The following is a 17,013-nucleotide window of genomic DNA, read 5'->3' as shown; positions in this document are numbered from 1 at the left end:
AAAGGCGATTCCATGAACTCCCTCACCGATAAACCCGCCCTGGTGCTGGCCACCGACCTGGACGGCACCTTCCTGGCCGGCGAGCCCGGCCATCGCCAGCGGCTCTACCGCCTGGTCGACCAGCACCCGGGCATCCGCCTGGTCTGGGTCACCGGCCGCAGCCTCGAGGCCGTGATCCCCCTGCTTTCCGATCCTTCGCTGCCGCGCCCGGACTACCTGGTCTGCGACGTCGGCGCGACCGTGGCCTGTGGCCGCACGCTGCAACCGCTGCAGCCGATCCAGTCGGGCATCGACGCACGCTGGCCCGGCGAGCACGTGGTCGCAAAATCCATGCGCCGCTTCCCGGCCCTGCAGCGCCAGGACGTGCCGCAGGAGCGCCGCTGCTCCTATTTCTGCGACCCCGACGTGCTGGCGCGCCACCGCGACGACATCGAGGCCGCTGCCCGTGAGCTGGGCTGCGACGTGCTTTATTCCGCCGACCGTTACCTCGACATCCTGCCGCCGCGCACCGACAAGGGCCGCACCCTGATCGCCCTGGCCGAACAGCTGGACATGGGTCGCGACCGCATCCTGGTCGCCGGCGATACGCTCAACGACCTGTCGATGTTCGACGCCGGTTTCAAGGGCGTGTGCGTGGGCCGCTCCGAACCGGCGCTGCTGGAAGCCACGCAGCGCCACGAGCGCGTGCTGCACGCCGACGATGCCGGCTGCGGCGGCATTCTCGAAGCGATCGAACACTTCGGCTTCCTGCCCGCGAACGACCCCTACATCGACAAACCCGCCAGCACCGGCGAGGGCAAGTCCGACCTGGTGATGGTTTACCACCGCCTTCCCTTCGACGAATCGGTGGAAGACGGCAAGCGCGTGCAAAAACGCCACGCCTCGCCCAACGGCATCATCCCGAGCCTGCTCAGCTTCTTTGGCAGCGGGCAGCCCGGGTCCTGGGTTGCCTGGACCCTGGATGACGCCAAACGCCCGGGTTTCGAAGCACGCAGCCCCGTGGACGCTGACCGCTACCCGAACCTGACCGCCGCGCGCGTGCCGCTGGCCAAGTCGGAAGTCGATGCGTTCTACAAGCGTTTTTCCAAGGAAGCCTTCTGGCCGATGCTGCACACCTTCTGGGAGCGTGCGCGTTTCCGCGAAGACGACTGGAAGGTGTTCCTGAAGGTGAACCGGAAGTTCGCCGAAGCCGCGGCCGCGGAAGCCGCGCCCGGCGCCACCGTCTGGCTGCACGACTACAACCTGTGGATGGTGCCGGCGCGCCTGCGCGAACTGCGGCCGGACCTGAAGATCGCCTTCTTCCACCACACCTACTTCCCGTCGGCCGACATCTTCAACGTCGTGCCCTGGCGTCGCGAGATCCTGGGCAGCCTGCTCAGCTGCGACTACATCGGCTTCCATATCCCGCGCCAGGTGGAGAACTTCGTCGACGTGGTGCGCGGGGCGATGCCGGTGGAAGTACTTGAACGCGAAGGCTGTGCCCCGCGCTTCCTGACCTACGGCTGCGCGGTGGGCCTGGAATCGATGGTCACGCGCATGCGCGTTGGCGACCGCGAGGTCGGTCTGGGCGCGCACCCGGTGGGCACCGACCTGGGCCGCATCCGCGACGTGCTGGCCCAGCGCGGCACCCGCGCCACGCTGGAAAAACTGCGCCGGGAAATCAGCCCGCGCAAGCTGGTGCTTTCCATCGAGCGCCTGGACTACACCAAGGGCATCCTGGAGAAGTTGAACGCCTTCGAACGCCTGCTCGAAGCCCAGCCACAGCTGGCCGGCAAGGTGACGCTGCTGATGATCTGCGTGCCGGCCGCGAAGGAAATGACCATCTACCAGAAGCTGCAGACCCAGATCGAACAGGCCGTGGGCCGCATCAACGGCAAACATTCGCGCCTGGACTGGACACCGGTGCGCTTCTTCGCCCGCGGCCTGCCCTTCGAGGAAGTCGTGGCTCACTACGCCGCCTCGGACGTGATGTGGATCACCCCGCTGCGCGACGGCCTGAACCTGGTGGCCAAGGAGTTCGTGGCGACCCAGGGCATCGAGGGCGGCAAGGGCGTGCTGGTGCTATCGGAGTTTGCTGGCGCCGCCGCCGAAATGAAGGGCGCGGTGCTCACCAACCCGCACGACCCGGCCGACCTTAGCGCCGCCCTGGGCCAGGCCCTTGCCATGGATTCGGACGAGGCCGAAGGCCGGCTTCGCCAGCTTTACGGCATTGTCGAGAACTACGACGTGGATCGTTGGGGAAGCGATTTCCTGGCCGCGGTGCGCGGCCCGGACGGTCACCAGAAGGCCAGCACCAAGGCCGCGGTCGCCACCGTCATGGCCAGGGCGGCCGGCCGCAACCAGGCCGGCGAGGCCGACGCCGCGGCCTGATCGATCACCGCCAGCGCGGCGGGCGCGGGTGTCTCGCCCGTGACCCGCCGCCACGCGAATGCGAACACTACGGTCACCACGAACAGCAGGCCGGCGACGATGGTGAAGTGCAGGTCGATCCAGCCCAGCTGCGTGGCGACGAACCAGGCCGCGCTGAAGGCATGGCCGCTGGCGGTGGCATACAGCGCCGCGCGTGCACCCAGCCGCCTGTCCAGGAAGGCCAGCGCGAATACCGCCACCAGCGGCGGCGTCACGTAGGCGAAAGCCTGCTGCAGGTAGGCGAACAGGCCGGGGAAGGACTGGATCATCGGCGCCCAGAGCGCCGCCACGGCCATCAGCCCCAGCGTGGTCCAGCGGCCCAGCCGCGCCAGTGCACGGGTATCGAGACCGGGGCGTCGCGGCTGCACGAAATCCAGCGTGATCAGCGTCGACGCCGAATTGAGCGCCGAGTCGACGCTGGACATGATCGCCGCCAGCAGCGCCGCCAGCACCAGGCCGACCAGGCCGGCCGGCGCGTATTCGGCCAGCAGGCGCGGAAAAACTTCATCGCTGCGCTGCAGGTCGGGCAGCAGCGAAATCGCCATGGCGCCCGGCAGCACCATCAGGAACAGCGGCAGCAGCTTGAGGCCCGCCGCCAGCAGTGCGCCGCCACCGGCGGCCTTCATGTCGCGCGCGCCCAGCAGGCGCTGGGAGACGTACTGGTTCATGGTCCAGTAGTAAAAACCCAGGATCGGCAGGCCGACCAGCGTGCCCAGCCAGGGCAGGTGCGGGTCGTCGATCGGGCGGATCAGGCTCAGGTGGTCTTCCGGCACCGCTGCCTTCACCGCCGCCCAGGAAAAATCGAACTCGGCGAACACCAGCCAGGCCAGCATGGCCGACCCGGCCAGCAGCACGACCGACTGCAGTACGTCGGTATAGACCACCGCGCGCAGGCCGCCAGCGGCGGTATAGAGGCCGGCGAACACCGCCAGCGCCGCGATGGTGGCGCCCAGCGGCAGGCCCGGGAAGAACACCTGCAGCACCAGCGCACCGGCGAACAGGCTGCCGGCGGTGTCGAGCACGATCGACAGGAACACCGACACGCCCGAGAGGTATTTGCGCATGCGCGCATCGAAGCGCCGCTCGAGCAGCTCGGGCAGCGTGGTGATGCGGTTGCCAAGCAGGGTCGGCGCCACGAACACCGCGGTGAACACCAGCACCAGCGCCGCCATCCATTCGTAGTTGGCGACCGCGATGCCGCTGTTCCAGGCGGCGCCCGGCAATCCGATCAGGGTGGTCGAGGAGATGTTGGACGCGAACAGTGAAAGACCGACCACGCCGGCGCCGAGCGAGCGTCCGGCCAGGAAGAGTTCGTCGCTGTCCGGGCTGCGCCGGCTGACGCGCAGGCACACGGCGACCACCACCAGGAGGTAGATCGCAAGGACGATGTAGTCGAGCGTTGCCAGCGCGCCCATGCCGGACAGGGAAACATGGAAGCGTGGACAGGTGCAATTTGCCCGGTGTTACGCCGGCACCCCGCCTGGCCGGGGCCAGTCGCACCGGCCCCCAGGCTCAGGCCTCGGCGATCTCGAGCTGCGCCAGCCATTCGGCTTCCAGCGCATCCTTCTCGGCGGCCAGCTTTTGCTGGCGCTGGGTCAGTTGCCCGACTTCGGAGCCGCCGTCGTTGCCATAGATCGCCGGATCGGCCAGCTGGGCCTCGACCTGCGCGAGCAGGCCGGCCAGTTCGGCGACGCGGGTTTCGAGCTGGCGAGCCCGGCGCGCGGCGGTGTCCTGTTCGTGCTTGCTGCGCACCGGCTTGGCCGGCTTGGGCGGCGGCGCGGCGGCCTTCGGGGCCTTGGGTTCGTTGCCGCGTGAGCGCAGCCAGGCGGCGTATTCGTCCAGGTCGCCGTTGAATTCTTCGACGTGGCCGTCGGCGACGCGCCAGAAGGTTTCGCAGACCAGGCCGATCAGATGGCGATCGTGCGATACCAGCACGATCGCGCCGGGGAAGTCGGACAGGGCCTCGGCCAGCGCCTCACGCATGTCCAGGTCGAGGTGGTTGGTGGGTTCGTCGAGCAGCAGCACGTTCGGCTCGCGGAAGGCGATCAGGGCCAGCGCCAGGCGCGCGCGCTCGCCGCCCGAAAAGCCATCGACGTTTTCGAAGGCGCGGTCACCGATGAAGTTCCAGCGCCCAAGGAAGCCGCGCAGCTGTTGTTCGCCGGCATTGGGCGCGATTTCCTTCAGGTGCCACAGCGGGCTCTGGCCTTCGTGCAGGCTTTCGACCGTGTGCTGGGCGAAATAACCGATGCGCATGTCGGGGTGGGCCACGCGTTCGCCGCCCATCAGCGGCAGCTCACCGACCAGGGTCTTTACCAGGGTCGACTTGCCGGCGCCGTTGGGGCCAAGCAGGCCAACGCGGTCGCCGGCCTCCAGGCCGAAACCGACGTCGTGCAGGATCACCGCATCGGCGCCATACCCTGCCTCGCCGTGGTTGATGCGGATGATCGAATGCGGCAGCCGCGCCGGCTCGGCGAAGGTGATGTTGAAGGCGCGCTCGGCGCGCACCGCTTCGGTGCCGGCCAGCTTCGCCAGGCGCTTCATGCGGCTCTGGGCCTGCTTGGCCTTGCTGGCCTTGGCCTTGAAGCGGTCGATGAAACTTTGCAGGTGGGCGCGTTCCACCTGTTCCTTGTCGTGGGCGATCTGCTGCTGGCGCAGGTGTTCGGCGCGCTGGCGTTCGAAGCTGGTGTAGTCACCGACGTAGAGCTTGGCCCGGCCTTCGTGCAGGTGCAGGGTGTGCGTGCTCAGGCCGTCTAGGAACTCGCGGTCGTGCGAGATCATCAGCAGGGTGCCGGGGTACTTGAGCAGCCACTGTTCGAGCCACAGCACGGCGTCGAGGTCGAGGTGGTTGGTCGGTTCGTCGAGCAGCAGCAGGTCGGAGGGCATCATCAGCGCCCGCGCCAGGTTCAGGCGTACGCGCCAGCCGCCGGAAAAATCGGACACCGGCTTGCCGTGGGTTTCCGGCGGGAAGCCCAGGCCGTGCAGCAGGCGCCCGGCGCGCGCCGTGGCGTCGTAACCGTTGATCTCGGCCAGCCGCTGGTGGGCTTCGGCGACGGCGTCCCAGTCTTCGGCTTCGCTGGCGGCCGCTTCGGCCTGCAGCACCGCATGCACTTCGGTGTCGCCGGCCAGCACGTAGTCAATGGCCGGGTCGGGCAGCGAGGGGGTTTCCTGTGCGACCCAGGCAATGCGCGTCTTGCCGGGCAGGTCAATGTCGCCCTTGTCCGCTTCGACCTCGCCCAGGATGGCGGCGAACAGGCTGGACTTGCCGCAGCCGTTGCGGCCGATCACGCCCACCCGCCAGCCGGCGTGCAGGGACAGGTCGACCTGCGAAAGCAGCAGGTGTTCCCCGCGGCGCAGGGCGAAGTTGCGGAAGGCGATCATGGGGTGGGGACGGGCGGCAAGCGAGGGCGCGCATTCTATCAGGCCGCTGGCGGACGCGGATTTGCCCCGCATTGACGCCAGCGCCGATACTGCGGGCAGCCAGCCCCCTTCCGATCGAGCGTCGATGCCGCACGAAACGCCACTGATCGCCCTGCTCGCCGTCGGCCTCGTGCTCGCCTTCGTGCTGGGCTCGATCGCGCATCGGTTGCGACTGTCGCCGATCGTGGGCTATCTGGTGGCCGGCATCTTCGTGGGGCCTTACACCCCCGGGTTCGTGGCCGACCCGAGGCTGGCGATGGAGCTGTCCGAGATCGGCGTGATCCTGCTGATGTTCGGCATCGGCCTGCACTTCTCGGTGGACGACCTGCTGGAGGTGAAGTGGATCGCCATCCCGGCGGCGCTTATCCAGATGACAGTGACCACGTCGCTGGGTGCCAGCCTGGCCTGGTGGATGGGCTGGTCGCTGCCGGAAAGCCTCGTGTTCGGGCTGTCACTGTCGGTCGCCAGCACCGTGGTGCTGCTGCGCTCGCTCGAGGACCGCCGGCTGGTGGATACCCCGCTGGGCCGGCTCGCGCTGGGCTGGCTGATCGTCGAGGACCTGGTGATGGTGGTGGCGCTGGTGCTGCTGCCCGCACTGGCCGATGCCATGGGTCCGGCCGGGGGCGACGCCGGCGACCGCAGCCTGCTCGGATCGCTGGGCCTGACCCTGGCCAAGGTGACCGCCTTCGTCGCGGTGATGATGCTGGTCGGCCGGCGCGGCATCCCCTGGCTGCTCGAACGGGTGGCCGGCCTGGGCTCGCGCGAACTTTTCACCCTCTCGGTGCTGGCCATCGCCCTCGGCGTGGCCTTCGGATCGGCGAAGCTGTTCGGCGTGTCGTTCGCACTGGGCGCTTTCTTCGCCGGCATGCTGCTCAACGGCGACCTGAGCCACAAGGCGGCCTCGGACTCGCTGCCGCTGCGCGACGCGTTCGCGGTGCTGTTCTTCGTTTCGGTGGGCATGCTGTTCGACCCGGCGATCGTTCTCGATCAACCGATCCCGGTGCTGGCCACCTTCCTGATCATCATCGTCGGCAAGTCGCTGACCTCGTACACCATCGTTCGCGCCTTCGGACACCCGGCCTCGACCGCGGCCACCACCGGCGCCAGTCTGGCGCAGATCGGCGAGTTCTCCTTCATCCTGACCGGGCTGGGCGTGGCCCTCGCCATCCTGCCGCCGGAAGGCCGCAACCTGGTGCTGGCCGGATCCCTGCTGTCGATCATCGCCAATCCCTTTGTGTTCCTGGTGATGGGGCGCTGGCGCGGCACGCACAAACACCTGCCCGAAGCGCCAGAACCCGAGGTGCCCGGCCCGCACAGCGGCCCCTCGCTGCCGGTGGAGGGCCACGCGATCGTGGTCGGCTTCGGCAAGGTGGGCAGTGAAATCGCCAAGCTGCTGCGCGAGCGCGACGTCCCGCTGGTGGTGATTGAGGGCGACTCCGACGTGGCGCAGAAGGCGCGCGCGGCCGGCTTCCCCACCATCCGCGGCAATGCCACGGCGGCGAAGGTCCTGGCCGAGGCCTCGCCCGCCGGAGCCAAGCTGGTGGTGCTGGCTATCCGGCATGCGCTGGAAGCGGGCGAGACGGTCGCCCGGCTGCGGGCCCTGAATCCCGGGCTGACCATCCTGGCGCGCGCCCACGGCGACAGCGAGGTCAAGCACCTGCTCGCCCACGGCGCCGACGGCGCCGTGCTGGCCGAGAAGGAACTGGCGCACTCCATGGCCGAGATGGCGATGTCGGCACCGCCCTTCCGCAAGCCCCGCACCGCCTGACCCCGGGCAATGGCATCATCGCGTCCGGGCGCCCCGCAGGGTGCCCGTTTTCGTGGACAAATCCATTCGGGGAAACAGGGAATCTATGAGCAAGACGATGATTTGGTTGGTGCCGCTGCTGGCGCTCGTGCTGGGCCGTCCGGTGGCCGCCCAGGAAGCCACCGGCACCCTGGTGGTACAGGTGAAGCCCTTCACCAGCGAGATCGAACTCAAGAAGAAGGTCCAGGCGCAGCTCGAGTCCGGCGGCCTGGAGTGGGGCCTGCAGGACGGCCTGATGGTGGTGACGATGGTCAACAAGCGTTTCATCGACTTCAACGTCAACCACATGACGCGCTACGGCAGCGAAGAGACGCTGCAGCTGCCGCCCGGCGACTATCGGATCACCGGCATCGGCCTGGAAATGGTCACGGCTTTCAGCCCGGAGAAGATGCTGGACAAGGGAGCCTTCCTCAACGAAGACGTGCTGAGCTTCCGGATCGAGGAAGGCAAGACCACCACGGTCGAGATCAACCCGATCATCCGCAAGGACATGACCTTCCTGATCAAGTGGTACGTGCCCGCCCTGATGACCCGCGTGGTCACGGAGGACGGGGCCGGCGAGGAAGTGGCGATCAACCTGCGCAGCGACCAATCGCTGCCGTGGCGGGACTACAGCGGCCCGCTGAAGTTCACCGCCAAGTGAGTCCGCACCGGGCCGCCGCAAGGCGGCCCGGTTCGTTTCGCGGCCGGTTCAGAACAGGTCCGGCTGCGGATCCGGCGCGACCGGCGTGGCGACGGCGGTGCGTCGTCCCGCGCGTCCCGGCCGCTTCGCGCGGCTGCCGTGTTTCTCGAACACGCGCTGGCTCTCCTCGCGGGCCACGTAAGCGCGTTTCCAGGCGGTGAGTTTCGCCCGGGCCTCGCGCGCGGCCTGCTCGTGGTCGCGCACCGGCGCCGGGTAGCTTTCGCCTATGCGCAGGCCCGCGGCGGATTGCTGGGCTGCGCCCATCTTCCAGGGCGTGTGGACCCAGGCATCCGGCACGCCGTCGAGTTCGGGCAGCCAGCGGCGGATGAACTCGCCGCGGGGATCCTGGTCCTGCGACTGTTTCACCGGGTTGTACATGCGCGGGATGTTGATGCCGGTGACGCCGGCCTGCATCTGCACCTGCGGGTAATGGATGCCTGGCTCGTAGTCGGTGAACCAGCGCGCCAGCTGGCGCGCGGGCTCGGGCCAGTGCAGCCACAGGTGGTAGCTGCTGACCGACACCAGCATGGCGCGCATGCGGAAGTTGATCCAGCCGGTCTGCTGCAGCGCCCGCAGGCAGGCATCGACAAAGGGCCAGCCGGTTTCGCCGCGCTGCCAGGCGCCGAACCATTCGCGGTTGAACTGTCCCTCGCGCAGGCCGTCGAAACCGCGGTGCACGTTGCGGAACTCGATGGCCGGCTCGCTCTCGAGCTTCTGGATGAAGTGGCAGTGCCAGTGCAGGCGCTTGTCGAACGCGGCCAGGTCGCGGGCGGGGACCGGACCGCCCTGTTCACGCGCCGCACGCCCGGCGTGCACCACTTCGCGCAGCGACAGCGTGCCGGTGGCCAGGGCCACCGACAGCCGCGAACACCGGGTCTGCGCCGACAGCGGGCTGCTCATGCCGCGCTGGTAGCCGGCGCCACGCCCGGCCAGGAAGGTCTGCAGCGCGCGCTCGCCGCGGCGACGTCCGCCACGCTGGCGACCGGGACAGGGGTCGGGCGCCATGCCCAGGTCCCGCGCGGACGGAATCGGCACGGGGGCGATGTCCGGTAGTGGCGCCAGCGCCGGTTCCGGCAACGGGGCCGGTGCGATGCGCGCTTCCCAGCCCGTGGCCCAGCGGGCGCGACTGCGCAGCCGGCGAAACACGCCGCCGGCGGGGATTTCATGCCAGGCAATGCCCCGGGCGCGCGCCCAGGCCATCACCCGCTTGTCGCGGGCGTAGGTCCAGGCATTGCCGGTTTCCTCGTGCGACCACAGGGTGGCGATGCCCTGGCTGGCGTGGAGTCGGTCGAAGACTTCGACGACGTCGCCGGACCGCAGCACCAGCGGCTGGCCCAGGCGGGCGAGGTCCTGGCGCAGGTCGTGCAGGCCGTCGGCGACGGCCTCCCACTGGCGTGCACTGGTGTCGGGCAAGGCCCAATAGCCGGGCTCGGCTACGTACAGCGGCAGCACCGGGCCGCGCGCCGCCGCCTCGACCAGCGGCGCGTGGTCGAGGCTGCGCAGGTCGCGCTTGAACCAGACGAGTTGCAGGGACATCCCGCCACCCTGCCCCGTGACCCATGAAAATGGAGTCAGGAAGTCGCAGGAGCGCCCTCGGGCGCTCCTGCCGGACTCAGCTGCGGGCGAAGGTCAGGGTGCCGGCGTCGGCACCGACGCGGACCGTGTCGCCCTGGCCGAACTCGCCGGCCAGGATCTTCTGGGCCAGCGGGTTCTCCAGCTGCTGCTGGATCGCACGCTTGAGCGGGCGGGCACCGTACACCGGGTCGAAACCGACGTTGCCCAGCAGGGCCAGCGCCGATTCGTCGATTTCCAGGGCGATCTGCCGTTCGGCCAGCCGCTTGGACAGGTAGGCGGTCTGGATGCGGGCGATGGCCTGGATCTGGTCGCGGCCCAGCGGATGGAAAACCACGATCTCGTCCAGGCGGTTGATGAACTCCGGGCGGAAGTGCGACTGCACCACGCCCATCACCGCGGCCTTCATCTGCACGTAGGCCGCGTCGCCTTCGCCGCTGAGCTCCTGGATGTGCTGGCTGCCCAGGTTGGAGGTCATCACGATGACGGTGTTGCGGAAATCCACCGTGCGGCCCTGGCCGTCGGTCAGGCGGCCATCGTCGAGCACCTGCAGCAGGATGTTGAACACGTCCGGATGCGCCTTCTCGACCTCGTCGAGCAGCAGCACGCTGTAGGGCCGGCGGCGCACGGCTTCGGTCAGGTAGCCGCCCTCTTCGTAACCGACGTAACCCGGGGGCGCGCCGATCAGGCGGGCCACGGAGTGTTTTTCCATGAACTCACTCATGTCGATGCGCACCATGGCGTCTTCGGTGTCGAACAGGAAGCCGGCCAGTGCCTTGCACAATTCGGTCTTGCCCACGCCCGTGGGGCCAAGGAACAGGAAGCTGCCATTGGGGCGGTCCGGGTCGGACAAGCCGGCCCGGCTGCGGCGGATGGCGTCGGACACGGCCTTCACGGCCTCGTGCTGGCCAACGACGCGGTTGTGCAGCGCGTCCTCCATCTTCAGCAGTTTCTCGCGCTCGCCCTCGAGCATCTTGCTGACCGGGATGCCGGTCCAGCGCGACACGACTTCGGCGATTTCCTCGGCCGTGACCTTGTCCTGCAGCAGCTGGAAGCCCTTGGTCTCGACTTCCTGCGCGGCGGCGAGCTGCTTCTCCAGCGCCGGGATGCGGCCGTACTGGATCTCGCTGGCCTTGGCGAAGTCCTGGTGGCGGTGCGCGGCATCGAGTTCCTGGCGCGCCTGCTCCAGCTGCTCCTTCACCCGGGTGGCGCCGGTGAGCGTGGCCTTTTCGGCCTTCCAGATCTCCTCGAGGTCGTTGAAGTCGCGCTCGAGCGTGGCGATCTCGTCCTCGAGGTCGGCCAGGCGCTGCTTCGATTCCTTGTCCTTTTCCTTTTTCAGCGCCTCGCGCTGGATCTTGAGCTGGATCAGGCGGCGCTCCTTGCGGTCCATCTCCTCGGGCTTGGAGTCGATTTCCATGCGGATGCGGCTGGCCGCCTCGTCCATCAGGTCGATGGCCTTGTCGGGCAGCTGGCGGTCGGCGATGTAGCGGTGCGACAGCGTCGCCGCGGCCACGATCGCCGGGTCGGTGATCTCGACGCCGTGGTGCACCGCGTAGCGCTCCTTCAGGCCGCGCAGGATGGCGATGGTGTCCTCGACCGAGGGTTCGCCCACGAAGACCTTCTGGAAGCGGCGTTCGAGCGCGGCGTCCTTTTCCACGTACTTGCGGTATTCGTCGAGCGTGGTGGCGCCGATGCAGTGCAGCTCGCCGCGGGCGAGCGCGGGCTTGAGCATGTTGCCGGCGTCCATCGAGCCTTCGGCCTTGCCGGCCCCGACCATGGTGTGCAGTTCGTCGATGAACAGGATGACCTGTCCTTCCTGCTTGGACAGGTCGCTGAGCACGCCCTTGAGGCGCTCCTCGAACTCACCGCGGAACTTGGCGCCGGCGATCAGCGCGCCCATGTCCAGCGACAGCACGCGCCGGCCGCGCAGGCCTTCGGGCACTTCGCCGTTGATGATGCGCTGGGCCAGGCCTTCGACGATGGCGGTCTTGCCGACGCCGGGTTCGCCGATCAGCACCGGGTTGTTCTTGGTGCGCCGCTGCAGCACCTGGATGGTGCGGCGGATCTCCTCGTCGCGGCCGATCACCGGATCGAGCTTGCCCGACTCGGCGCGCGCGGTCAGGTCGATGGTGTACTTCTCCAGCGCCTGGCGGTTTTCCTCGGCGTTGGCGTCGTCCACCTTCTCGCCGCCGCGCAGGCCTTCGATGGCCTTTTCCAGCGCGTCCTTTCTTGCACCCGCGGCCTTGAGCGCCTGGCCGGCCTCGCCCTTGTCCTCGAGGCAGGCCAGCACGAACAGTTCGCTGGCGATGAAGGCATCGCCACGCTGCTGGGCCAGCTTGTCGCTGAGGTTGAGCAGGCGCGCCAGGTCGTTGCCGATGGACAGGTTGCCCTCCTGGCCCGTCACCTTGGGCAGCTTGTCCAGGGCCTCGACCAGGCGCTGGCGCAGGGCGGCGACGTTGACGCCGGCCTGGGCCAGGGTGGGCCGGGTGCTGCCGCCGGACTGGTCAAGCAGGGCCAGCAGCACGTGCGCGGGTTCGATCAGGTTGTGGTCACGGCCAACGGCCAGCGACTGGGCGTCGCTGAGGGCCTGCTGGAAACGCGAAGTCAGTTTGTCCATCCGCATGGGGAGGTCCTTGCATGGCAGGGAGCGGCGGCGCGCCGCCCGATGCCCTCCAGATGGACGCCCGGGCCTGGAAATTCAAGCGCCGGAGCCTCGCCAGTTCAGCCTTGGCCTCGGCCTGCCGGGGTCCGGCCGGCACGCGTCAGGACCCGCTACGCCAGGCCAGGGTGAGCAGACGGCCACTGCGGCCATCGCGGCGGTGGGAGAAAAAACGCGAGGGATCGGCGATGGTGCACAGGCCACCGCCATGGACGCCCGCCAGGCCCAGCGCGGCCAATCGCCGGCGCGCGAGGGCGAAAAGGTCTACCCGCCAGTGGCCGGGACGCGTTGGCAAGAAGGCGGATGCCGCGCCCGGATCGCCGGCGATCAGGGCATCCCGCACCTCGGCGCCGATCTCGTAGTGGTCCGGGCCGGCCGCGGGCCCCAGCCAGGCGCGCAGCCGGGCCGGCGGCGTGCGCATGGCGGCGATCGTGGCCTCCAGCACGCCCGCGGCCAGGCCTCGCCAGCCGGCATGGGCCGCGCCGATTTCGCTGCCGTCGTCGGCCGCGAAGACCACGGGCAGGCAGTCGGCGGTAAGGATGGCCAGGACCACGCCAGGGTGGGATGTCACGGCGGCGTCGGCTTCAGCCGGCGTGCCGTTGGCCAGCTCGCCTGCCCGGTCCTCCACCCGCAGCACCCCGGTTCCGTGCACCTGCTTCAACCAGACCGGCTCGGATGGCAGCGCCAGCCATTCCCGGAAGCGGCGCCGGTTTTCCCGCACCGCTGCCGGTTCGTCACCGCAGTTAGAACCCAGGTTGAGCCGGTCGAAGGGCGGCGCCGATACGCCGTCGCCGCAGCGCAGGCTGGTCAGCGCCCGCACCCCCGGCGGGGCGGGCCAATCGGCGTCAAGCCAGGCCGGCGCCGGCACGGTCAGGCCTTGAAGGCCGCGGTGTCCTCGCGCAGGTCGCGCACCAGGGCCTGCATGTCTTCGGGCATCGGCGCCTCGTGGGCCACGGGTTCGCCGGTGGACGGATGCGCGAAGGTCAGCTGCTCGGCGTGCAGGGCCTGGCGGCGGAAACCGTGCAGCCGCGCCACCAGGGCCTCGGTGGCGGCCTTGGGCAGGCGGAAGGCGCCGCCGTAAAGCGGGTCGCCGACGATCTGGTGGCGCACGTGCGCCATGTGCACGCGGATCTGGTGGGTGCGGCCGGTTTCGAGGCGGCATTCGACCAGGGTGTGGGCCCGGAACTTCTCCCGCAGCCGGTAATGGGTAATGGCGTCGCGACCGCCTTCCTTCACCACGGCCATTCGCACGCGGTCGGTGGGATGGCGGCCGATGGGGGCATTGATGGTGTTGCCGGCGACCATCGTGCCCTGCACCACGGCCAGGTACTGCCGGTGCACTTCGCGGCCTGAAAGCTGTTCAACCAGCGAGGTGTGGGCGCGCAGGGTGCGCGCGACCACCATCAGGCCGGACGTGTCCTTGTCGAGCCGGTGCACGATGCCGGCACGCGGCAGCTCGGCCAGGCGGGCATCGAAGTGCAGCAGCGCGTTCACCAGTGTGCCGCGCGGGTTGCCGGCGCCGGGGTGCACCACCAGGCCGGCGGGTTTGTTGACCACCAGCACGTCCTCGTCCTGGTACACCAGGTCCAGGTCGATGGCCTCGGGCAGCGCATGGGTTTCGACTTCCATGCGCACCGACACGGTGACCGGCTCGCCGCCGCGCACGGCTTCCTTGGGTTTGACCAGCCGGCCGTCGAGCAGGGCGTCGCCGGACTTGATCCACTCGGACAGCCGGGAACGGGAAAAATCGGGGAAAAGTTCGGCCAGGACCTGGTCGAACCGGCGGCCGGCCGCCTCCAGGGGAATGCTGGCTTCGAGCAGCTCGCGGTCGTTTTCGTCGGTTTCGGGGATCTGGGTCGGGGTCATGCGGGGTCCTGGGGCCTGCGGAGGGGGTCGCACCGGGTTCATGGAGGCGACAGCGGGCTTTCCGGTATTATCCCTGAACTTGCTGCCCGCAGCGTCCGAACCTGTTCCCCTGATGACCCGACCAACCGGCCTGATCCGTATTTCCGCCCTCCTGGTGATGATGCTCGCCCTCGCTGGCTGCAAGACCGTCGGCGGCTGGTTCGACGGCGACAAGGAAAAACCCACCGAATCCCTGCCGGTCGAAGAGATGTACCGGGTCGGCAAGTCGGCGATGGAAATGAAGAACTGGAACCGTTCGGAGCTCTATTTCCAGCGGCTGGTCGCCCGTTTCCCGTACGGCCCCTACAGCGAGCAGGCGCAGCTTGAAGTGGCCTACGTGCTCTACAAGCAGAGCAAGAACGAAGAAGCCACCTCCGCGGTCGACCGCTTCATCCGCACCTACCCGACGCACCGCCATATCGATTACGCCTATTACCTCAAGGCGCTGATCAACTTCGACCAGGGCCGCGCCACGCTGCTGCGCATCGCCAACCAGGACATGGCCAAGCGCGACCTGGGTGCGCCCACGCAGTCCCTGAACGACTTCGCCGTGGTCCTGCGCCGCTATCCGAACAGCCGCTACGCGCCGGATGCCCGCCAGCGCATGATCTACCTGCGCAACCTGCTGGCGCGCCACGAGCTCCAGGTCGGCCTGTATTACCTGCGCCGCGACGCCTACGTGGCCGCCGCCAACCGCGGCAAGTACATCCTGCAGACCTACCCGCAGAGCGAGCACGAAGGTGACGCCCTGGCGCTGATGGCGTCGGCTTACGTCGCGCTGGGCCAGGACGAACTGGCCGCCGACAGCCGCAAGGTGCTGGAAACCAACTACCCGCAGCACCCCTACCTGTCGGACGACTGGCCGGACGGCCGGGGTTTCTTCGGGCGGCTCAATCCCTTCTCTGGCGACTGATCAGTCGCGCCAGCCCGAGCTGATCGGGTAGCGGCGCTCGCGCCCGAAAGCGCGGTGCGAGAGCTTTGGACCCGGCGCCGATTGGCGCCGTTTCCATTCATTGACCCGCAAAAGCCGCAGCACGCGCTCGACCGTGGGTGCATCGAAGCCGTCGGCGACGATCTCTTCCGGCGAACGGTCCTGGTCGACGTAGCGCAGCAGGATGCCGTCGAGCACTTCGTAGGGCGGCAGCGAATCCTGGTCGGTCTGGTTTTCGCGCAGCTCGGCCGACGGCGGGCGCGTGATCACCTCTTCCGGGATCACCCGCGACCGGGCGTTGCGCCAGTGGCAGAGCGCCGTCACCTCGGTCTTGTACAGGTCCTTGATGGGCGCGAAGCCGCCGCACATGTCGCCGTAGATGGTGGCGTAACCAACGGCGTATTCGCTCTTGTTGCCGGTGGTGAGCAGCAGCCCGCCGAACTTGTTCGAGAGCGCCATCATCAGCGCACCGCGGCAGCGCGACTGCAGGTTTTCCTCGGCCACGCCGGCCTCATGGCCTTCGAACAGCGGGCCCAGGGCCTGCAGGAAGCCCTCGAACGGGGCTTCGATGGCCACGGTTTCCAGCGCGATGCCGAGCAGGCGGGCCTGTTCTTCCGCCAGGTCGTTGCTCAGGTCCGAGGTGAACCGCGAGGGCAGGCGCACGGCGGTGACGTTGCCGGGCCCCAGCGCATCCACCGCCAGCGCCGCGACCAGTCCCGAATCAATACCGCCCGAGAGGCCCAGCCAGACCTTGTCGAAGCCATTCTTGCCGCAGTAGTCGCGGATGCCGCGCACGATGGCGCGCCAGGCCTGGGACTGCCAGGACTCGTCGTCTTCGGTGGCCCAGCGCACGCGCGTGAACCTGCCTTCGCCGGCATCGAAGTCGGCCACCAGCCAGTGGTCCACGAAGGCCTCCGCGGCCTCGTGCAGGCTGCCGTCGGCATCGGCCAGCACCGAAGCGCCGTCGAAGACCAGTTCGTCCTGCCCACCCACGACGTTGAGGTAGGCCAGGCCAATGCCGGCTTCCTGCACGCGCATTTCAAGCAGGCTGTCGCGCCTGGCGGTCTTGCCCCGCTCGAACGGCGACGCATTGGGAACCAGCACCAGCTTCGCGCCCAGGGCCACGGTTTCGGCCAGCGGCTCGGGGAACCACAGGTCCTCGCAGATCACCAGGCCGACCGGCACGCCCTTGACGTTGAAGACGCAGGCCCCGCCGTCCGGATCGACGTCGAAATAGCGGCGCTCGTCGAACACCGCGTAGTTGGGCAGCTCGCGCTTGCGGTAGGTGACCGCGACCTTGCCGTCGCGCAGCACGCTGGCGGCGTTGTAGACGATCGACCCGGCCGCCTGCGGCCAGCCGACCACGGCGACGATGCCGGTGCAGGCCCTCGCCAGGCCGGCCAGCGCTTCCTCGCAGGCCTGCAGGAACGCCGGCCGGTGCACCAGGTCCTCGGGCGGATAGCCGCTGAGCGCCAGCTCCGGGAACAGCACCAGGTCGGCCCCGTGCGTATCACGCGCCTCGGCCACCCAGGCCGCCATGCGCCGCGCATTGCCGACGACATCGCCGACGGGGAAATCGAACTGGGCCAGGGCGATGCGCAATATCTGGGTCATCCAGGTGTTTCCTTCCA

Annotated in this window: 11 protein-coding genes; 4 read left to right on the top strand and 7 right to left on the bottom strand. The window is 68.8% G+C overall.

Annotated features, from left to right (window positions below):
- Window positions 1–12 precede the first annotated feature (12 nt).
- Complete coding sequence (gene ggpS / locus ACYVJH_RS12845) at window positions 13–2,370, top strand: glucosylglycerol-phosphate synthase (RefSeq protein WP_460455045.1); 2,358 nt, start codon at window positions 13–15, stop codon at window positions 2,368–2,370.
- Here ggpS and ACYVJH_RS12840 read toward each other — a convergent pair.
- A complete protein-coding gene (locus tag ACYVJH_RS12840) occupies window positions 2,277–3,824 on the bottom strand; it encodes a sodium:solute symporter family transporter (protein WP_460455044.1) in 1,548 nt (515 codons plus the stop codon). The genes ggpS and ACYVJH_RS12840 overlap by 94 nt on opposite strands.
- Window positions 3,825–3,921: 97 nt before the next feature.
- Window positions 3,922–5,787, bottom strand: coding sequence for an ABC-F family ATP-binding cassette domain-containing protein (locus tag ACYVJH_RS12835; protein WP_460455043.1), 1,866 nt, complete (start codon window positions 5,785–5,787; stop codon window positions 3,922–3,924).
- 124 nt (window positions 5,788–5,911) lie between these two features.
- Between ACYVJH_RS12835 and ACYVJH_RS12830 the strand changes: the two genes are divergently transcribed.
- Window positions 5,912–7,594 carry a cation:proton antiporter domain-containing protein gene (locus ACYVJH_RS12830; RefSeq protein ID WP_460455042.1) on the top strand — a complete coding sequence of 561 codons (1,683 nt, stop codon included), beginning with the start codon at window positions 5,912–5,914 and terminating at the stop codon, window positions 7,592–7,594.
- Between the two features lie 85 nt (window positions 7,595–7,679).
- The gene (locus ACYVJH_RS12825) at window positions 7,680–8,276 is read left to right on the top strand and encodes a hypothetical protein (RefSeq protein WP_460455041.1); all 597 of its coding nucleotides are present in this window, start codon (window positions 7,680–7,682) and stop codon (window positions 8,274–8,276) included.
- Between the two features lie 48 nt (window positions 8,277–8,324).
- Here ACYVJH_RS12825 and ACYVJH_RS12820 read toward each other — a convergent pair whose 3' ends face one another.
- The 4 genes from ACYVJH_RS12820 to rluD all read right to left on the bottom strand — a co-directional run bounded on the left by ACYVJH_RS12820 (window position 8,325) and on the right by rluD (window position 14,412).
- A complete protein-coding gene (locus ACYVJH_RS12820) occupies window positions 8,325–9,851 on the bottom strand; it encodes a cryptochrome/deoxyribodipyrimidine photo-lyase family protein (protein WP_460455040.1) in 1,527 nt (508 codons plus the stop codon).
- Window positions 9,852–9,927: 76 nt separating this feature from the next.
- On the bottom strand, window positions 9,928–12,510 hold the full coding sequence (gene clpB / locus ACYVJH_RS12815) for an ATP-dependent chaperone ClpB (RefSeq protein WP_460455039.1): 2,583 nt from the start codon (window positions 12,508–12,510) through the stop codon (window positions 9,928–9,930).
- 139 nt (window positions 12,511–12,649) lie between these two features.
- On the bottom strand, window positions 12,650–13,420 hold the full coding sequence (gene pgeF / locus ACYVJH_RS12810) for a peptidoglycan editing factor PgeF (RefSeq protein ID WP_460455216.1): 771 nt from the start codon (window positions 13,418–13,420) through the stop codon (window positions 12,650–12,652).
- Window positions 13,417–14,412, bottom strand: coding sequence for a 23S rRNA pseudouridine(1911/1915/1917) synthase RluD (gene rluD / locus ACYVJH_RS12805; RefSeq protein ID WP_460455038.1), 996 nt, complete (start codon window positions 14,410–14,412; stop codon window positions 13,417–13,419). The genes pgeF and rluD overlap by 4 nt, the downstream gene beginning before the upstream one ends.
- A 112-nt stretch (window positions 14,413–14,524) precedes the next feature.
- On the opposite strand from rluD, the gene ACYVJH_RS12800 reads away from it, so the two are divergent.
- Entirely contained in the window at window positions 14,525–15,364 is an 840-nt protein-coding gene (locus ACYVJH_RS12800; protein ID WP_460455037.1) for an outer membrane protein assembly factor BamD, read from the top strand.
- Here ACYVJH_RS12800 and ACYVJH_RS12795 read toward each other — a convergent pair whose 3' ends face one another.
- Entirely contained in the window at window positions 15,365–16,996 is a 1,632-nt protein-coding gene (locus tag ACYVJH_RS12795) for an NAD+ synthase (protein ID WP_460455036.1), read from the bottom strand.
- Window positions 16,997–17,013: the final 17 nt, after the last annotated feature.

It is taken from the genome of Arenimonas aestuarii (genome assembly GCF_054781715.1).
The sequence above is the reverse complement of the archived record's forward strand: the minus strand, read 5'-3'. Positions and strand labels throughout refer to the sequence as shown.